Annotated in this window: 14 protein-coding genes and 1 rRNA gene; 12 read left to right on the plus strand and 3 right to left on the minus strand. The window is 60.6% G+C overall.

What is annotated here, in order from left to right; all coding sequences use genetic code 11:
• Nucleotides 1-476 precede the first annotated feature (476 nt).
• Both pulA and A6A03_RS16955 read right to left on the minus strand, forming a co-directional pair.
• Nucleotides 477-4,016: a pullulanase-type alpha-1,6-glucosidase gene (pulA, locus tag A6A03_RS16950; RefSeq protein WP_066790661.1), complete on the minus strand. Its 3,540-nt coding sequence runs from the start codon at nt 4,014-4,016 to the stop codon at nt 477-479.
• 167 nt (nt 4,017-4,183) lie between these two features.
• Nucleotides 4,184-4,759, minus strand: coding sequence for a DUF1997 domain-containing protein (locus A6A03_RS16955; RefSeq protein WP_066790664.1), 576 nt, complete (start codon nt 4,757-4,759; stop codon nt 4,184-4,186).
• A gap of 205 nt (nt 4,760-4,964) precedes the next feature.
• Here A6A03_RS16955 and A6A03_RS16960 point away from each other — a divergent pair, with 205 nt between their 5' ends.
• The 12 genes from A6A03_RS16960 (at nt 4,965) to A6A03_RS17015 (ending at nt 17,948) form a co-directional block, all read left to right on the plus strand.
• Nucleotides 4,965-5,210 (plus strand): hypothetical protein, encoded by a 246-nt coding sequence (locus A6A03_RS16960; RefSeq protein WP_066790666.1) that lies wholly within the window; start codon nt 4,965-4,967, stop codon nt 5,208-5,210.
• Nucleotides 5,211-5,369: 159 nt separating this feature from the next.
• Entirely contained in the window at nt 5,370-6,812 is a 1,443-nt protein-coding gene (gene proS / locus A6A03_RS16965) for a proline--tRNA ligase (protein ID WP_066790668.1), read from the plus strand.
• Nucleotides 6,813-6,833: 21 nt separating this feature from the next.
• On the plus strand, nt 6,834-7,679 hold the full coding sequence (locus A6A03_RS16970; RefSeq protein ID WP_066790671.1) for an STAS domain-containing protein: 846 nt from the start codon (nt 6,834-6,836) through the stop codon (nt 7,677-7,679).
• Nucleotides 7,680-7,701: 22 nt separating this feature from the next.
• Complete coding sequence (locus A6A03_RS16975; protein ID WP_066790673.1) at nt 7,702-8,562, plus strand: STAS domain-containing protein; 861 nt, start codon at nt 7,702-7,704, stop codon at nt 8,560-8,562.
• Between the two features lie 121 nt (nt 8,563-8,683).
• Nucleotides 8,684-9,541, plus strand: a complete 858-nt coding sequence (locus A6A03_RS16980; protein WP_066790675.1) for an STAS domain-containing protein — start codon at nt 8,684-8,686, stop codon at nt 9,539-9,541.
• Between the two features lie 189 nt (nt 9,542-9,730).
• On the plus strand, nt 9,731-12,055 hold the full coding sequence (locus A6A03_RS16985; protein WP_066790677.1) for a sodium-translocating pyrophosphatase: 2,325 nt from the start codon (nt 9,731-9,733) through the stop codon (nt 12,053-12,055).
• Nucleotides 12,056-12,250: 195 nt separating this feature from the next.
• Nucleotides 12,251-12,772, plus strand: a complete 522-nt coding sequence (hoxE, locus tag A6A03_RS16990) for a bidirectional hydrogenase complex protein HoxE (RefSeq protein ID WP_066790679.1) — start codon at nt 12,251-12,253, stop codon at nt 12,770-12,772.
• 2 nt (nt 12,773-12,774) lie between these two features.
• Nucleotides 12,775-14,382 carry a NuoF family protein gene (locus A6A03_RS16995; RefSeq protein WP_066790681.1) on the plus strand — a complete coding sequence of 536 codons (1,608 nt, stop codon included), beginning with the start codon at nt 12,775-12,777 and terminating at the stop codon, nt 14,380-14,382.
• Complete coding sequence (gene hoxU, locus A6A03_RS17000; protein ID WP_066790683.1) at nt 14,372-15,079, plus strand: bidirectional hydrogenase complex protein HoxU; 708 nt, start codon at nt 14,372-14,374, stop codon at nt 15,077-15,079. Before A6A03_RS16995 ends, hoxU begins: the two co-directional genes overlap by 11 nt.
• An 18-nt stretch (nt 15,080-15,097) precedes the next feature.
• On the plus strand, nt 15,098-15,631 hold the full coding sequence (locus A6A03_RS17005) for an NADH-quinone oxidoreductase subunit B family protein (protein ID WP_066790685.1): 534 nt from the start codon (nt 15,098-15,100) through the stop codon (nt 15,629-15,631).
• Nucleotides 15,632-15,705: 74 nt separating this feature from the next.
• Nucleotides 15,706-17,127, plus strand: coding sequence for a Ni/Fe hydrogenase subunit alpha (locus A6A03_RS17010; protein WP_066790690.1), 1,422 nt, complete (start codon nt 15,706-15,708; stop codon nt 17,125-17,127).
• 323 nt (nt 17,128-17,450) lie between these two features.
• Entirely contained in the window at nt 17,451-17,948 is a 498-nt protein-coding gene (locus A6A03_RS17015; protein WP_066790692.1) for a hydrogenase maturation protease, read from the plus strand.
• Nucleotides 17,949-18,527: 579 nt separating this feature from the next.
• Here the strand turns inward: A6A03_RS17015 and A6A03_RS17020 are convergent.
• Nucleotides 18,528-18,596 (minus strand): 16S ribosomal RNA (locus tag A6A03_RS17020); the annotation flags it as partial.

An 18,596-nucleotide genomic window follows, 5' to 3' on the forward strand; every position in this document is an offset into this window, starting at 1 on the left:
CAGCCGTACTCTAGCCCCCCCACCACAACCAACCCTTTGCGCTCTCTGCGCCCTTTGCGCCTTTGCGTTAAACCCTTTGCGCTCTCTGCGCCCTTTGCGTCTTTGCGTTAGCAGAGGCGCAGAGAACGCTAAGGTCGCAGAGGGTGGTTGAAATGGGGGGATCTAGTACAGCCGTACTCTAGCCCCCCACCACAACCAACCCTTTGCGCTCTCTGCGCCCTTTGCATCTTTGCGTTAAACTCTTAGCGCTCTCTGCGCCCTTTGCGTCTTTGCGTTAGCAGAGGCGCAGAGAACGCTAAGGTCGCAGAGGGTGGTTGAAATGGGGGACTCGAGTACAGCCGTACTCTAGCCCCCCACCACAACCAACCCTTTGCGCTCTCTGCGCCCTTTGCGCCTTTGCGTTAAACCCTTAGCGACCTTTGCGCCCTTCGCGTCTTTGCGTTGAGAGTCTCTGCGCCTTTACCCCCTCTGCGCCTTTACCTTCTGCGCCGGGCAACGAACAACCCCGCGCCACCCAACGCAATCACCGCCAACACGATCCACAACCACCACGGCGCGCCACTACCGCCGGCAACCGGCGCTGGCTCGGCGGCGGGGGTAGGAGAGGGAAGCGCCGCGGTTGGCGCCGGCGCGGCGGTCGCCGTTGGCGCCGGTGCGGGTGCGGCTACCAGCGGGCGCGGGCCAACAAAGACAGCAGTGGTGCGACCGGGCACGCTCAACGTGCCATCGGCGCTGTAGCGCGCTTGCGTCACCCGCTCGTCGCTCGAAGCAACCTGCACATCGTGCAAGCGCAGATCGCCGTTGGCCAATTCGGGAATAGTGATCGTCACCGGATCGGGCCGGGCATTGAACAGCACCACCACCTGCCCGATGTTCGGATCAAGCCGCGCCGGGCCGTTATCGCTGATGCTCATCACGATCAGGCCGGGGATTTGATCCGGCCCGTTATTGAAGAACGAGACCATCCGCTCGACCTCTTCAGCGGTGCGCAGCCGGAAGAGCGGCGTACTGCGGCGAATGCGCAGCATCTCGCGGAAGTGGTCGTAGGTCGCACGCATCAGCGCCTCGTCCGGCTTGAGGGCAGGGTTGGCCAGCAACGGGGCCATAATCGGCCAATTGCTCTGGTTATCCCCCGCCGGCGGCAACCCCGAACCGAAGGTATTCTCTTGGCCGCGCCAGTCAATCCGGTTGAACCAGTCGGACGAATTGTAGCTGTTGCGGTCGAGCGATTTCGAGCGCAGCAGCTCATCGCCAGCGTGGAAGAAGGGAATGCCCTGCGCCAGCGCGGTCAGCGACAGGCCGAGCTGCGCCATGCGCGCTCGCTCGGCGATCGGCGTGGCGGCCGCCGCTTTGAGCTGCACCGCATCGAACAGCGTCTCGTTGTCGTGAGCTGATACGTAGACGATCTGCTCTTGCGGATCGAGCGTGTAGCCGCCGGCGGCGCCGCGATACTTGATCTGCTCGCCGGGCACGGTGCGGCCTTCGTAGTTGACCATGCGGTAATGCTTGAGATTGCCGGCCAACCCCAGCTTGATCAGATCGGTCTCGGCCAGCAGTTTGACCCGCTGCGCATCGGGTGTGCCCTGCGGGAAGTCGCTCGGATCAGTGGCGAGGCCGGAAATGAACCCTTGCAAGCGCGGATCGTCGAAGGGGCCGCCGCCGCGGGCCGCATCGCGCAGCCGGTCAGAGAAGGTGCCGATGCCGGTGCCGGCCATATTGAATTGGGTCGCGTTGATGCCGCGCGCATTGTTCGCCACTTCGCCAAAGTTCCACCCCTCGCCGTACACGATGATCGATTTGCCATCCACGCCGTCGCGTTCAAGCGTCAACGCATCGAGCGCCTCCCGCACCGCCAGCATGTTGGATTTCATGTGGTGGCCCATCAGGTCGAAGCGGAAGCCATCGACCTTGTAGTACTTCGCCCACAGCACCACCGAATCGATCATCAGCTTTTCCATCATGCGGTGCTCGGTGGCGGTATTGGCGCAGCAGGTCGATGTGGTCACATTGCCGTCGCCGTCGAGCCGGTGGTAATAACCGGGCACAATCCGGTCAAGCACCGAGCGCGGGTTCTGGCCGCTGGCGTTCGTGTGGTTGTAGACCACATCCATCACCACGCGCAACCCGGTCTGGTTGAGCGCCTGCACCATCTCACGGAATTCGAGAATGCGCTGCGGGCCATCAGGATTGGTGCTGTAGCTGCCTTCCGGCACCGAATAGTGGTAGGGATCGTACCCCCAGTTGAAGCCATCGAGATCGCGGATCGGCTCGATCAGGGCCTGCTGTTCGGGCGAATCGGGCGGCAGCGCGCGCAGTTGCTCGTAGGGCAACGGCACTTGCCGCTCGCGAATCTCTTCGATGGTGGCAATATCGAACGCCGGCAACAGATGGACGTGGGTGACGCCGGCGGCGGCCAATTCGGCCAGATGGCGCATGCCAACGCTGTCGCGCACAGTGAAGGCGCGGAAGGTGCCGCGCAGATCGGCAGGCACCGACTCGTCGAGAATGCTAAAATCGCGCACGTGCAGCTCGTAGAGCACCACATCTTCGGGCGCGGCCAGCGGCGGCTTTTGCAGCGTCGCCCAACCGGACGGCTGCAAGGCCGGATCGTTCAGATCGATAATCTGGCTGCGAGTGCTATTGGCGCTGAGCGAAACCGAATACGGGTCAGTGACCAGATTCGTCACCACCCGGCCCACGCTCGGCACATAGACATCAACCTCAAACAGATAATACTGGCCGATCCAGCTCGCCTCGCCACGAATGCTCCAGACACCGGTCGCGGCATCGAGCGTCATCGGCAAGACCACCGCGCGCGTATCGGGATTAGCATCGGCGAAGCGATGCAAACGCACTTGGCGCGCCGTCGGCGCCCACACCCGGATCACCGGCGCCCCATTCTCGATCGTCACACCGAGCGGGCCATCGTAGGGAAAGAGCGCATCGAGCGCACCGGGAATCTGCACGCGGGTGGCATCGAGCGGCTGGCCATTCTCATCGTACATCGCCACCACTAACTGGCCGCGGGTAAGGCCGATCAGACGCGCTCGGTCGAGCGGCGGCAACTTAAAGGCGCTAAAGCCGGCCAAATGGGGGAACGTAGCCAGCGCCGGGCCGGGGCCAGCCGGCGTAAAGGTCAGATCGATCCGTTGCCCGCCCGATACCCCTTGCGGCGTCAGCTTGATCGCGCCCGACGGATCGCTAAACAGGGCATAGCGATAACGCGGCGTACCAATCACATTCCAGACGATCGTCTCGGCATCGACCCAATAGGCGCGAGCGCGCGAAATATCGCCTTTGGGCGCGCCAGCGGTAGAAATCGTCACTTCACCACTCCCTGCGTTATAGCCGACGTACACCTCGCCGCCTTCGTCCACCTTGATCACGAATGGCGGGCCATTCGGGCCGCCCTCGCCAATCGCACCATCCAGCGTCTCGCCAATCGCCAACCGCAAGCGGTACTCGCCGGCGGGGATGCGGTTAGTGGTGAAGGTGTACAACCCATCGCCATCAGGGTCTTGCAGCCACGAACCGAGACAAGTAGGATCATCGGCGGCGGCGCAGCCAAGGGCGGGTTGGAAATCGCCCACCGCCACGATCAGCGGCGTATTGATGCTATCCGTCACCCAGTGGGTCTTGTGGTCGTAGACAAACCGTACTGTTGCCGGTGCGGGCACCTGCAACGGAATGTTCGGCCCATCACGGCGGGCATTGAGGCCATAATTCTCGGCCCAGCTATCGTTCAGCGCAACCTTGTATTCGTAGGAGCCTGCCGGCAAGTCAAACCGCGCGCTCCAGACATCAACCGCGGGGTCGTAGGTCAGGTAGGTAATGTTGCACGACGGCTGCCAATCGCCGGGGCAACCAAGCACGCTCTGGATCGTGCCGGGAATAGTGACGGTTTTGGGATCAGGCGTGGTTTGCGCCGCGATCGGCAAGGCAGCCAGCGACCAGACCAGCCACAACGAGACTGCGAGCGCCAACTGCGCGCGCCGGTGCCACACACGAAGCTGCATAGCGTCCACCTATGATAGTTGGCAGCGAAACTATTTGCGCGTAGTATAGCAGGTTGCGGGAATAATGCAACTGCAATCAGAAAACGTAAGGGCGGGTTTGCAACCCGCCCCTTACAATCCGCCCGCACGCAATGCCCTATGAGCGTGCGCCTGCCTTGCGCGTACTATCACCCATTGCCGCCAATCCACGCATGGAAATCAGCATCGATAGCGCGGGTAAAACCGGTGATCATGTGGTTCATCTTATGTTCCATCGCCCGCTCGCCAATCGCCTGCAACACGTTGCTAGGCATGACCCACAGCACCCGCGGCACCGGAATCGTCATCGCCAATTCGACGGTATATTCGATATCGGTACCATGGGCATGCGGGTAAAAGACTGCCTCGGCGAAGAGCTGGCCGGGAAAGACAAACCCAGTCAGATCAATCGGCGGGCCATCATCGACCGGCATAATCCGGATGAGGCGGTGCGGCTCGAAGATTGCGGTCACATCGAAATAGCCGGCCATCGCATGGCCATGGCCGTCGGTCGCGCCGACGACAAGGCGATAGCGGTTGGGGGCATACGCAAAGACCTCGATCGCATCGGGCAACAGGCTAAACACCGCTGGAATGTCGCAGAAATACTCGTAGGCGAGATCGAGCGGGCCATTGAAGCGGAAGAGATGGACAGCAGCGCCATTCAGATCGACGGCCCGGCGGCGGTCGTCACTGGCAACAGAGGGTGTGTAGGGCGCCGACATAGACGCTCCTCGGCGCAGCTTCGTCACCGAAACCACGCGAATTTCATATATGACATCAATCACGGCTAGTATAGCATCTCCATGCGGTTTGTGCAAGCGAGAACCCGCCGGCAAGGATTGACGTTTTGCTTTTTGCGTAATAGAATGGGAAACAGGACCGCGATAACAGCGCCGCAGCCGGGCTGGCGGCGGGAAGGAGCGATCAATGTCAGTCAAAGAGAGCGGCGGCATCTTTAGCATGATGTTCCGTGAAGTTGGTCTCTTCTGGGAGCAGGCGTGGAAGTGGGCCGAAGATCAGGCTAAAGCCGATCGTGAACAAGAGAAGGTCGATCAACAGCGCCGGCTGGCCGAAGCGCAGGCCCGCCTGCTCGAGCAGATCCGGCTTGCTAAAGAGGCCGGCGTTGATGTTGATCGGATTATGGCCGTGATGCAACAAGAATTGAAGAAGTAATTCCGTTAGGAATAGTGGCGGAATGGCGGGGCGGCGATGCGCCCCGCGTTTTGTGTTTTTGTCGCCGCACTCTCTTTGCGCATGTCGGCTATAATAAGCCGGTAGGAATCAGCGCGCCGCGCTGAGCATAAGCGTTGATAACCAGCCCGAGGAAGCGGCATGCCCAAAGATGTTATTACCCAACGCAGCGTTGATTATAACCAGTGGTACCTTGATATTGTGCGCGAAGCCGATCTGGCCGAAGTCGCCGAAGTTGTGCGCGGATGCATCGTGGTCAAGGCGCACGGCTGGGCCATCTGGGAATTGATGCAGCGCGCGCTCGATGACCGGATCAAAGCCACCGGCCACTCGAACGTCCAGTTCCCGCTGCTCATTCCCAAGAGCTTCATTATGAAAGAGGCCGAGCACGTCGAGGGCTTCGCCCCCGAAGTGGCCGAAGTCACCCGCGCCGGCGGCGAAGAATTGGCCGAGCCATACATCATCCGCCCCACCAGCGAGACGATTATCGGCTATTTCTACAGCAAGTGGATCCGCTCGTACCGCGATCTGCCGCTGCTCTATAACCAGTGGGCTAACGTGATGCGCTGGGAAATGCGCACCCGCCCCTTCCTGCGCACCGCCGAGTTTTGGTGGCAAGAGGGCCATACCGCCCATGCTACCGAAGCCGAAGCCGAGGAAGAGACGTTGCGCATCCTCCACGAGGTCTACGCCGATTTTGTCGAACAAGAGATGGCGGTGCCGGTGATCCGCGGTCTCAAGACCGAAAAAGAGAAATTCCCCGGCGCGCTCCGTTCATATTGTATCGAGGCGATGATGCAAGACGGGCGCGCATTGCAGGCCGGCACCTCGCATAACCTCGGCCAGAATTTCGCCCGCGCCTTTGATATTACGTTTACCGATCAGAATAATACTATCCAATATGCGTGGACGACGAGCTGGGGCGTGAGCACGCGCCTGATCGGTGCGCTGATTATGACCCATTCGGATGATGAAGGGTTGGTGCTGCCGCCGCGCTTGGCCCCGATTCAGGTGGTGGTGGTGCCGATCTACAAGAATGATGAAGAGCGCAGCGCGGTGATGGCAGCCGTCAACCGCATGACCGCCGCGTGGAAGGGCCGGCTGCGGTTTAAGGTTGATGACCGCGATAACTATAGCCCCGGCTACAAGTTTAACGAGTGGGAACTGAAGGGGGTGCCGGTGCGGATCGAGATCGGGCCGAAGGATGTCGCCAAAGAGACGGTCGCTCTCGCGCGCCGCGATATGCCCGGCAAAGCCGGCAAGAGCTTCGTGCCGCAGGCCGGCCTGACCGAGCGGATCGAGGCTCTGCTGGCCGAAATGCAGACCGGTCTTTTCCAGCGCGCACTTGCCTTCCGCGAGGCCCATACCGCTGATGTGAGCACCTACGACGAGCTGAAAGAGCAGGTCGAACGCGGTTTCGCCCGTGCGTTCTGGGCCGGCGATACTGCCGACGAAAAGCGCATCCAAGAGGAGACGCGGGCAACCATCCGCTGCATCCCGCTTGAGCAACCCGGCACGGTGGGCCGCTGCATCTACACCGGTCGCGAAACTGATCGGCAAGTCATCTTTGCCCGCGCCTATTAGTGAGTGTCGCCGAGGAGCGCCATGAGCACAACGTTAACCAACTTAGCCGCCTTCATCCGCGAGCGCATACCACAAACGCGCGACCGTTTGTGCCGGGCCGTGCAAGCCGAGAGCAGCGGCTATGCCGCTATCCCTGCCAATGAATTAAGCCCGGCCTTGCAACGCTCGGTTGAAACGATCTGCGCGCTCTTCGGAGACAACAACAGTGCGCCGGTCAACGAATGGGCGCCCCAAATCGGCGAGCGCCGCGCTCGCATGGGCCTCTCGCTTGACGATATGATGACCGTGGTGACGCGCATTCGCGAGTTTTGCTGGCAAGAACTCGACGCCTTCGGCAATGAGAAGGTCTCGATCGGCGATGTGCGGCGCTTTGAGGATGCGATCAACGAGTTTAACCGGCTGTTGCTGCTCGGTTATAGCCAAGCGATGCTGGCCCTCCAGCAAGAGTTGCGCGATCAGGCCGAGCAGATCGAAGCCCAACAACAGACCATCCGCGAGCTGAGCACACCGATTTTGCCGCTGTACGAAGGCATCTTGGTCTTGCCGTTGGTTGGCGCGATCGATAGCTTCCGCGCCGGCCAGATTATGGAACGCCTGCTCACCGCCATCGCTGAACGGCAATCGGATATGGTGATTATCGACATCACCGGCGTGCCGGTGATCGATACTGCGGTCGCCAACTACCTCTTGCAAACGGCGCGCGCGGCGCAATTGATCGGCGCACAAGTCATTTTGGTGGGCATTGGCCCCGAAATTGCCCAGACGATTGTCCAGCTTGGGGTTGATCTGCGCAACATCCAGATCGGTGCGAATTTGCAAGCTGGGATTGAATTAGCGCTCGGCCAGTTGGGATACGCGATTCGCTAGCTGATTGCCCGGTGATGCTGCTATGCCGAAAGTCTTTGCCGATATCGTCGCCTTCGCCGAAGCTCATCTCGCCGCTACCGCCGAGGCATTCGTCGATCGCTTGCGCGCGCAACAACCGAATTACGCCACGATGGATCGGGCGACGCTGCTGCAAGCCGTGATCACCTCGTTGAAAACCTTGTTGCATGCGATTAGCACCGACGATGTCCAGCCATTCCTCAACCATGCCCGCGCGGTTGGCGAAGCGCGCGCGGCCAGCGGCTTTATCGCCGCCGATATGTTTGCTGCCCTGAACGAATTGCGGCATGTAACATGGGATATTGTGGAAGCGTTTGACCGCGACCGCCACGTCGTGACAGTCAAACATATCAGACGGATTGAGGATCTCTTGCAAAAGTTCGGCGAGACGCTGCTCACCAGCTTTAGCGCCGTCTACCGCACCATGCAGACCCAGATTCTCGATCAGGCCGAGCAGATCGAAGCGCAGCAGCAAACTATCCGCGAGCTGAGCACACCCATCTTGCCGCTCTACGAAGGGATTTTGGTCTTGCCGCTGGTTGGCGTGATCGACAGCTTCCGCGCCGGCCAGATTATGGAACGCCTACTTACCGCCATCTCCGAACGCCAATCGGATATCGTGATTATCGACATTACCGGCGTGCCGGTGATCGATACCGCCGTCGCCAATTACCTCTTGCAGACGGCGCGAGCGGCACAATTGATCGGCGCGCAGGTCATCTTGGTGGGGATTGGCCCCGAAATCGCCCAGACGATCGTCCAGCTTGGGGTTGATCTGAGTGGCATCGCCATCGGCGCCAACCTGCAAAACGGCATCGAGCTGGCCCTGCGCCGCATCGGGCGTGCGATCAAGCCAGCAGCATAGTCATACACGCCAAGGCGCGCAGACAGCGCGGTGTGTTCTGGTCATGCCCAAGGCGGGAGTCTGATCATTGGGTATGCCAGCGCGCGGCTGCGCTCACCAATGAGGGCGACGAGGAGGTCGCGTGACTACCGTTTTTACTGAACTTCAAGATTTTCTTCTTGCCCGCCGGGCCGAGATGCTGGCGGAACTGGCGCAGAGTGTGCAGCGACAGAGTGCGGGGTATGCCCGTCTCGCGCAGGAAGAGTTGCTGCCCACGATGAGCATGACTATTGAAGCGCTCGCCGAAGCGATTGGCAACCAAGACCTGCTGCCATTTATTGCCCACGCCGAGGCATTGGGCGAGATGCGCGCCTACGAAGGGTTTATGCTCACCGATGTGCTGGTGGCAGTGAATATCTTCCGCAACTTGACGTGGGATGCCCTAGAAGACTTTGCCGCCCGCCAACCTGCCTGTACGATTGAGATCGCGCGCATCGTGGAAGACATGATCGGGCAGTTTAAGCGGGCAATGGTCACCAGTTTTAGCCAGACGTACAATCAGTTGTATGACCAGTTGCGCGATCAAGCCGAGCAGATCGTGGTACAGCAAGAGACCATCCGCGAGTTGAGCACCCCAATTTTGCCGCTGTATCAAGACATCTTGGTTTTGCCTCTGATTGGCGCGATTGACAGCTCCCGCGCCGGCCAAATGATGGAACGCCTGCTCACCGCCATCGCCGAACGCCAATCGGATATTGTGATTATTGACATTACCGGTGTGCCGGTGATCGATACCGCCGTCGCCAATTATCTCTTGCAAACGGCGCGGGCAGCGCAATTGATCGGCGCGCAGGTCATCTTGGTGGGGATTGGCCCCGAAATCGCGCAGACGATCGTCCAGCTTGGGGTTGATCTGAGCGGCATCGCCATCGGCGCCAACCTGCAAAACGGCATCGAGTTGGCCCTACGCCGGCTCGGCAAACAGATTAGGCAGCGATGATGCACGGCTTTCGCACTGTTTCTGCCCAACATCACAGTTGTACCGCCCGTTGCAATCGTAACTCGGCTATGCTAGAATAATCCACGTCTACAGCAAGGTTTTTTCCACTATAACCAGCGCCCCGCGTATTGCGCGCCGCGCCGGCAATCACATCGGGTCGTGCATTCGTGCAACGAAGGAGTTGGGGTCATGCAGGATCTGAACGCCGTCCAAAGTCTTGCGGTCTGGGCTGTGCTCGTCGTTTCGCTGCTCGGGATTGGGTACGCTTTCTTCATCCGCAGCCAGATCCTCGCCCAAGATACGGGAACACCCCGTATGCGCGAGGTCTGGGGGTATATCAAAACCGGCGCCAATGCCTATCTGAGCCAGCAATTCCGCACCATTTCGATTTTGATCGTGATTTTGACCTTCGTCTTGGCGGCGAGTGTGTTTATCATTCCGCCAACGACCGAAGCGGTCGAGCGGTTCGGCAGCAAAGAAGCGGCGACGCTCTGGGTGGCAATTGGGCGCGCAGTGGCCTTCCTGATGGGCTCGCTCTTTAGCTACGCGGTTGGCTTCGTTGGCATGAATGTCGCGGTCGAGGGCAACGTGCGGGTGGCCGCAGCGTCTCGCAAGGGCTACAATCCGGCGCTGCAAGTGGCGTATAAATCCGGCTCGGTGACCGGGATGCTCACCGTCGGTCTCGGCCTGCTCGGCGGCACGCTGATCTTTATGGTCTTTGGCATTGCCGCACCCGATGCCTTGCTCGGCTTCGGCTTCGGCGGCTCGCTGATCGCACTCTTTATGCGCGTCGGCGGCGGTATCTATACCAAGGCGGCTGACGTCGGCGCTGACCTCGTCGGGAAGGTTGAGGCCGGCATTCCCGAAGACGATCCGCGCAATGCGGCGGTGATTGCCGACCTCGTGGGCGATAACGTCGGCGACTGCGCCGGTATGGCCGCCGACGTGTTCGAGAGCTTCGAGGTGACGCTTGTGTCGGCGATGATCCTCGGCATTGTGCTGGGTGATGCCGTGGCCGGCGTCATGGGCGATGGCCAGTATGACCTGCGCTTTATCATCTTCCCGCTGGTGCTGCGCGCGATCGGCGTGATCGCATCGGTGATCGGCAACCAGTTCGTCACCACCGACGAGCGCAAGCGCAACGCTATGGCGGCAATGAACCGCGGTTTCTACATCGCGGCAGGCTTGGCCATTGTCGCGAGCGCCGCGGCGACGCCGGTCTTTATGGTTGATGCTGCCGGCAACGTTGATTGGCGTCCCTTCTTCGCAACCCTGTCGGGTGTGATTTTAGCGATTGCGCTCGACAAATTGACCGAGTACTTCACCAGCACCCATTTTAGCCCGGTCAAAGAGACCTCGAAGGCGTCGCAGACCGGCTCGGCCACTAATATCCTCTCTGGTCTGGCTCTCGGGATGGAGAGCAGCGTTTGGGCGATTTTGGTCATCTCAGCGTCGATCTTTACCTCGGTGCTGATTTACTCCGGCGAACCGGCGGCAACGCAGTTCACCGCGATTCTGTACGGCGTGTCGCTGACGGGCATCGGTATGCTGTTGCTGACCGGCAATACGATTTCGATGGACAGCTTCGGCCCGATTTCTGATAACGCGAACGGCATCGGCGAGATGGCCGGTCTCGATAAGAATGCACGCAATGTGATGGATGACCTTGATGCGGTCGGTAATACGACCAAGGCGGTCACGAAGGGCATTGCGATCGGTTCGGCAGTGATCGCGGCGGTGGCACTCTACGGTTCGTATTTCACCGATGTGAATAAGGTGATCAAGCAGATGATCGATGAAGGCGCCAAGGGTATCGAGCTGCTCTCGTCGATCAACGTTGCTGCACCGGATGTCTTTATCGGTTTGTTGATCGGCGGCGCGGTGCCGTTCCTCTTCTCGGCGCTGACCATTCGGGCCGTGTCGCGCGCGGCGGCACAGATTGTCAACGAGGTGCGTCGGCAATTCCGCATCCCCGGCCTGATGGAAGGCAAAGTAGTGCCTGACTATGCGCGCGCGGTGCAGATTTCGACCACGGCGGCGCAGAAGGAGCTGATCAGCCTTGGTCTGATCGCGGTGATGGTGCCGATCATCGTCGGCTTCACGCTTGGGGTTGAGGCGTTGGGCGGCTTCCTCGCCGGCATTATCCTCACCGGCCAGTTGATGGCGGTCTTCCAAGCCAACGCCGGCGGCGCGTGGGATAACGCCAAGAAGTATATCGAGGAAGGCAACTTCGGCGGCAAGCATAGCGAACCGCACAAGGCGGCTGTGGTCGGCGATACGGTCGGCGATCCGCTGAAGGATACGTCTGGCCCTGCGCTGAACCCGATGATTAAGGTGATCAATCTGGTGGCGCTGATCATTGCCCCGATCATCGTCACGATCGAGCCCGGCAACCCCGGCGTGATTGTCGCCATGATCATCTGTGTCGCGGCGCTAGTGTGGGCGATCTGGCAGAGCAAGCGCGAGAGCGAGGCGCTGAAGGAGATTGCGCAGGCGCCAGCATCGGCGGATTAGTTGCGGTGATTGCTCTCAGAGCAGCTTCGGCAAGGGCGGGTTTGAAACCCGCCCTTACTTATATCTCTCTTGCCACCATCGCCCCCCGGCGCACCACGACTTCGTTAACGCCGGGTAATCAACTCTTTTCGCCAAAATAGTTGCATATCGATTAGTATCAGAGTAGCGTTCGCTCATCAGTCAGGGAGATGGTCAATGACGACATCCACGACCGAGACCGCTGCTGACCGGGGTGCGCGCCCTGCCGGCGATAACCGGCGCAAGATCCTCGAAGCCACTATGAAACGCTTCCAGTATCAGGGTGACGCGCTGATCGAAGTCCTGCACAAAGCGCAGGAGCTGTACGGGTTCCTCTCGCCGGAGCTGCTGAGCGACGTCGCGCAGCGCCTCCGCTTACCGCCGAGCCGCGTCTACGGCGTCGCCACTTTTTACCACTTCTTCTCGCTTGCCCCGCAAGGCGAACACACCTGTACCGTCTGCTTAGGCACCGCCTGCTACGTGCGCGGCGCGGCGCTCTTGCTGCGCGAACTAGAAGAGCTGAGCGGCGTGAAAGCCGGCCACACCAGCGCTGATGGCCGCTTCTCGTTGCTCACGGCCCGCTGCCTCGGCGCGTGCGGGCTTGCGCCGGCAGCCGTGGTTGATGGCGAAGTGGTCGGCCATGCCGACCGTTCCGATTTGGCAGCGCGGATTCAGGCGCTGCTTGGCCGCGAGAGGTGATTATGGATCTCCACGAACTTGAAGCCATCGCCGAACGCGAACTCGCGCAGCGCCCACGCTTGCGCATCCTGTACTGCTCTGCCACCGGCTGTCAAGCGTCAGGCGCATTAGAGGTCAAACGCCGGCTCGAAGGCCTGCTGGCCGAAACGGGCCGGCAGGTTGAGATAGATGTCGGCGCCGTCGGATGCCTTGGTTTGTGCGGGCGCGGGCCGATTGTGCGTATCGAACCGTCAGGCGCGACGTTCGAGCATGTAAAACCAGATGATGCCGGCGAGATTGTTGCGGCGCTCGATGGTCACGCATGCCATGTTGCCCGTTGCGACCAAGACCATCCCTTCTTCACCCGCCAGTTGTTGATTGTCCGCCGTCATTGCGGTCTGATTAACCCTGACCGGATCGAAGATTATATTGCGGTAGGCGGCTATCGCTCGCTATACCACGTGATCCACGAGATGACCCCCGCTGAAGTGATTCAGGCGATTACCCGCAGCGGCCTGCGCGGACGCGGCGGCGCCGGCTATCCGACCGGCCTCAAGTGGGCCACGGTGGCCAAAAGCCCCGGCGAGCGCAAGTTTGTGATCTGCAATGCCGATGAAGGCGATCCGGGTGCGTTTATGGATCGCAGCATCCTTGAGAGCGATCCGCATTTGGTGCTGGAGGGGATGGCGATTGCCGCGTATGCGGTAGGCGCCGAACAAGGCTTTATCTACGTGCGCGGCGAGTATCCGCTGGCAATCGAGCGGTTGCAAAAGGCGATCGCGCAAGCTCGCCGGCATGGTTTGCTCGGCGCGCAAATCTTCGAGAGCGGGTTTAACTTCCGGGTTGATATCCGCGTCGGCGCCGGCGCGTTTGTCTGTGGTGAAGAGACGGCCCTGATCGCCTCGATTGAAGGCCGGCGCGGCCAACCGCGCCCCCGCCCACCCTACCCGGCGGAGAGCGGCTTGTGGGGGATGCCAACGTTGATTAACAACGTCGAAACGTTCGCTAATGTCACCGCGATCATCGAAAACGGCCCGGAATGGTACAGCAGCATTGGCACCGAGAAGAGCAAAGGCACGAAGATTTTTGCGCTCACTGGCAAGATCCGCAACACCGGCCTGATCGAAGTGCCGATGGGCATTACCTTGCGCGAAATTGTCGAAGAGATGGGAGGCGGCACACCTGATGGCACGCCGGTGAAGGCTGTGCAAACCGGCGGCCCGTCAGGCGGCTGCATCCCGGCCAGCCTGTTTCACACGCCGGTCGATTATGAGTCGCTGGCTGCAGTTGGCTCGATTATGGGATCGGGTGGCATGGTGGTGATGGATGAACACACCAACATGGTCGATGTCGCCCGGTTCTACATGGAGTTTTGCAAAGACGAGTCGTGCGGGAAGTGCATTCCGTGCCGGGTAGGTACGGTGCAGCTCCTGAATATGTTGACCAAACTACGCAACCGGCAAGCGCATGCCAGCGATCTAGTCAAGATTGAAGAACTCTGCGAGTTGATGCGCGAGACGAGTCTGTGCGGGTTAGGCCAATCGGCCCCCAACCCGGTACTCAGCACCTTGCACTACTTCCGGCACGAATACGAGGAGTTGATCGGCGCGGAGGGCGACCATGGCAGCTAAAACCCTTACCATTGATGGACATCTCGTTTCGGCCCGCCCCGGCGAAACGCTGCTGGAAGCCATCCGCGAGGCCGGGATCACGATTCCGACACTCTGCCACCTCGATGGTCTGTCTGATGTGGGGGCTTGCCGGCTGTGTCTGGTGGAAATTGAAGGCCAGCGCCGGTTGCAGCCGGCCTGTATGACGATGGTCAGCGAAGGGATGGTCGTGCATACCAACACACCGCGCCTACAGGCTTACCGGCGGCAGATCATCGAACTGCTCTTCGCCGAGCGCAACCACGTCTGTTCGGTGTGTGTCGCCAGCGGCCACTGCGAACTGCAACGGCTGGCCGGGATGGTGGGGATGGATCACGTGCGCTATGAATACCTCTCACCCGACTGCCCGGTCGATATTTCGCACATGCGGTTCGGCATCGATCACAACCGCTGCGTGCTCTGCACCCGCTGCGTGCGCGCCTGCGACGAGATCGAAGGCGTGCATACGTGGGATGTGGCCGGACGTGGGGTTGATGCACGGGTGATTACTGATATGAACCAACCGTGGGGCACATCAACTACCTGCACCAGTTGCGGCAAGTGCCAACTCGCCTGCCCAACCGGCGCGATCTTCCCGCGCGGCGTCACGGTTGGCGAGCGGCCCCTTGCCAGCGAACGAATTGCGTTGATTGTCGAAGCGCGCAAACAGCGCTGGTAGGCGCGCAAGGAGAGATGCATGAGCCGGCTACGTATTGCTACCATCTGGTTAGGCGGCTGTTCGGGCTGTCACATGTCGTTGCTCGATCTCGACGAATGGCTGATCGAGCTGGCCACGCGCGCCGATTTGGTCTATAGCCCGATCGCTGACGCCAAACGCTTCCCGCCCGATGTTGATCTGACCCTGATCGAAGGCGCGATCGCCAACGACGAGCATCTCGAATTGGCCCATACGGCGCGCCGCCATAGCAAGATCATCGTCTCGTTCGGCGACTGCGCCGTCACCGGCAATGTCACCGCGCTGCGCAATCCGCTCGGCCCGGCCCAGAACGTCTTGCAACAGGTCTACATCGAGCACGGCGATCCGGGTGGCGTCATTCCGCACGATCCGGGAATCGTGCCGGTGCTGCTCGATAAAGTGGTGCCGGTGCATCATGTCATTCCGGTTGACTACTACTTGCCGGGGTGCCCGCCTTCGGCGCCACGGATTCGGGCCTTGCTGGAAGCTTTGATTGAAGGGCGCGAACCGGCGGCTGATATTCGCTATGGATAGACTCACAGTGGCAGTGACGCGACCACTATCGTCACCTCGCGACGCTGCCATCACCATCATACAAGGAGTGCGCGATGGGCCAACGTATCGTCATCGATCCTGTCACGCGCATCGAGGGCCATGCCAAGATTAGCATTCACCTCGACGAAGCGGGTGATGTCGCCGAGACCCGGTTTCACGTCACCGAGTTTCGCGGCTTCGAGCGCTTCTGCATCGGGCGTCCATTCTGGGAGATGCCCGGCATTACGGCACGCATTTGCGGCATCTGCCCGGTTAGCCATTTGCTGGCCTCGGCCCGCGCCGGCGACGGTCTGCTAGCGGTGCTCATTCCGCCGGCAGCCGAAAAGTTGCGCCGGTTGATGAATCTCGGCCAAATTATCCAATCGCACGCGCTGAGCTTCTTCCATCTCAGCGGCCCCGATCTCATGCTCGGTTTTGACAGCGATCCGGCACAACGCAACGTCTTCGGGTTGATCGCTGCCGATCCCAACCTTGCCCGCAACGGCATCCGGCTGCGCCAGTTTGGGCAAGAAGTAATCGAGTTGCTGGGAGGGCGCAAGATTCACCCGGCATGGGCCGTGCCGGGAGGAGTGCGCAATGGCCTGAGCCAGAGCGGGCGCGACCAGATTCGCGCCAAGATCCCTGAGATGTTAGCGATTGCGCTCGATGCGATCGGGCGGCTGAAACATCTGACCGAACGCTACCAGCGCGAAATCGAGACCTTTGGCGTCTTTCCCAGCCTGTATCTGGGCATGGTCGGGCCGGGCGGGCGCTGGATGCACTACGGCGGCAAGTTGCGCGTGATCGATCATACCGGCAAAATTCTGATCGACGAACTCGATCCGATCGATTATCACGATGTTATCGGCGAAGCGGTCGAACCGTGGAGCTACCTGAAGTTCCCCTACATTCGGGCACTCGGCTATCCGGGTGGGATGTACCGGGTCGGGCCACTGGCGCGGATTAACGTCTGCTCTACCATGGGAGCGACGCGGGCCGATACCGAGCTGCGCGAACTGCGCGAGCAAGCCGGGCCGGTGATCGAGGGTAGCTTCTACTACCACCATGCCCGGCTGATCGAGATTATCGCTGCGCTCGAACGCATGGAGATGCTGGTCGAAGATGACGATCTGCTCTCGAATGAGCTCCGCGCTGACGCCGGCGTCAATCGCCGCGAGGCGGTCGGCGTGAGCGAAGCGCCGCGCGGCACGCTCTTCCACCACTACAAGGTCGATGACAAGGGTTTGATCACAGATGTGAACTTGATCATCGCCACCGGCCAGAACAATTTGGCCATTAACCGCACGGTCGGCCAGATTGCCCAGAGCTACATCCGCAATGGCCAATTTGATCAAGGCATTCTCAACCGGATCGAAGCCGGGGTGCGGGCCTACGATCCGTGCTTAAGCTGCTCGACCCACGCCGTGGGGCAGATGGCGATGGAAGTCGAGCTGTACGACGCGCAAGGCGAGCTGATTGATCGAGTAAGCCGTTAGGACGCTGGTAAAGGAACGCGGCTCGCGATCGCGAGCCGCGCTAATCATCGTATCGTTGCTGCGGACGGGATTGGGCAACCCGGCGTCATTCCAAGTTCGTCTACAGCCATTGATGCACGAACCAACAGCCAGTGATAGACGAGAAGGCATTGCATATATAGGATAGGGAGATCGGAGAGAAGCGGAGCAACCACAAAGATATTATTCACAGACAGCAACGTTCAAACAGTGGAAATTTTACAACGATACTCTATCGTCATCTCAAGCTTTTTGCGTTATAATTGTTACTACTCTTACCAAGCACCTCGCGGAAAGGGTTGGCTATGGGGCACATCTGCCAGCGTCGATGCCCGGCAGTAGCGCCGCAGGGTCTGATCATCGGGTACGGCAGTCCGGTGCGTGGCGATGATTACGCTGGGCAAGCCGCAGCCGAGCTGATGCGGCAATGGCGTGTGACCGGCTTACGAGTGATCACGCAGGCCCAACTGACACCGGAACTAGCGGCGGTCATTGCTCGCTCACGCCGGGTCATCTTTCTCGATGCCGCCGTTGATCGCACGAACGTCGAAGTGCGCCTCATTGAACCGGCCACTGTCCTCACCTCGAGTCACCAGAGTGATCCGGCAGCGTTACTAACCCTTGCCCGCATCCTGTATGGTCACGCGCCGCGCGCAGTCTTAATCACCATCCCCGCCTACGACACCTCGCTTAGTTTAGTGCTCAGCCCTGCTACGGCGCGAGCGGTCGCGCATGCCGCCCGGCTCGCGCGGGCTTATCTCGGGCGGCGCTACTGGCCATTGCAAGCGCGGGCCGTTGGTTGAGCAGTGCTGTGATGGCACATCTTGAAACTAGCTCTCTGGGCGAAGCAATCCCCCGCGAGTACGGGGGGATGCCTCAAGGCCATTGGTCTGCGCTGAAGCCGGAGATTGCTTCGGGCGCTCCGCGCCCTCGCAATGACAGGGGGCACGCCTCGCTTTCCAGTTGTCATTGCGAGCCGCCGGAGGCGGCGAAGCAATCCCCCGCGAGTACGGGGGGATGCCTCAAGGCCATTGGTCTGCGATCGAGCCGGAGATTGCTTCGGGCGTTCCGCGCCCTCGCAATGACAAGAAGCCACGCCCCTCTGCTCCCCCGCTATCAGTGCGAGCCGCATACCGCCCGGCGATGCCATCCCCCGCGAGCACGGGGGCACCCCTTCAGCATTTGCCTGCGCTACAGCCGGAGATGGGATGGCCGTGGCTTGCATCCGTGAGTCATGACCGGGAAACACGGAACAACGCCCCACCAAACACAACACCCCCCAGCCAGTAGGCTGGAGGGTGTTGGTTGGTACCTAAACAGGCACGCGTGGTGATGGGCCGCGCCGTAGTAGGATTGAGCAGTATGTGGGATTTGCTCCCTAGAAAGGAGGTGATCCAGCCGCACCTTCCGGTACGGCTACCTTGTTACGACTTCGTCCCAGTCGCGGCTCC

It is taken from the genome of Chloroflexus islandicus, from assembly GCF_001650695.1.
Classification (GTDB): domain Bacteria; phylum Chloroflexota; class Chloroflexia; order Chloroflexales; family Chloroflexaceae; genus Chloroflexus; species Chloroflexus islandicus.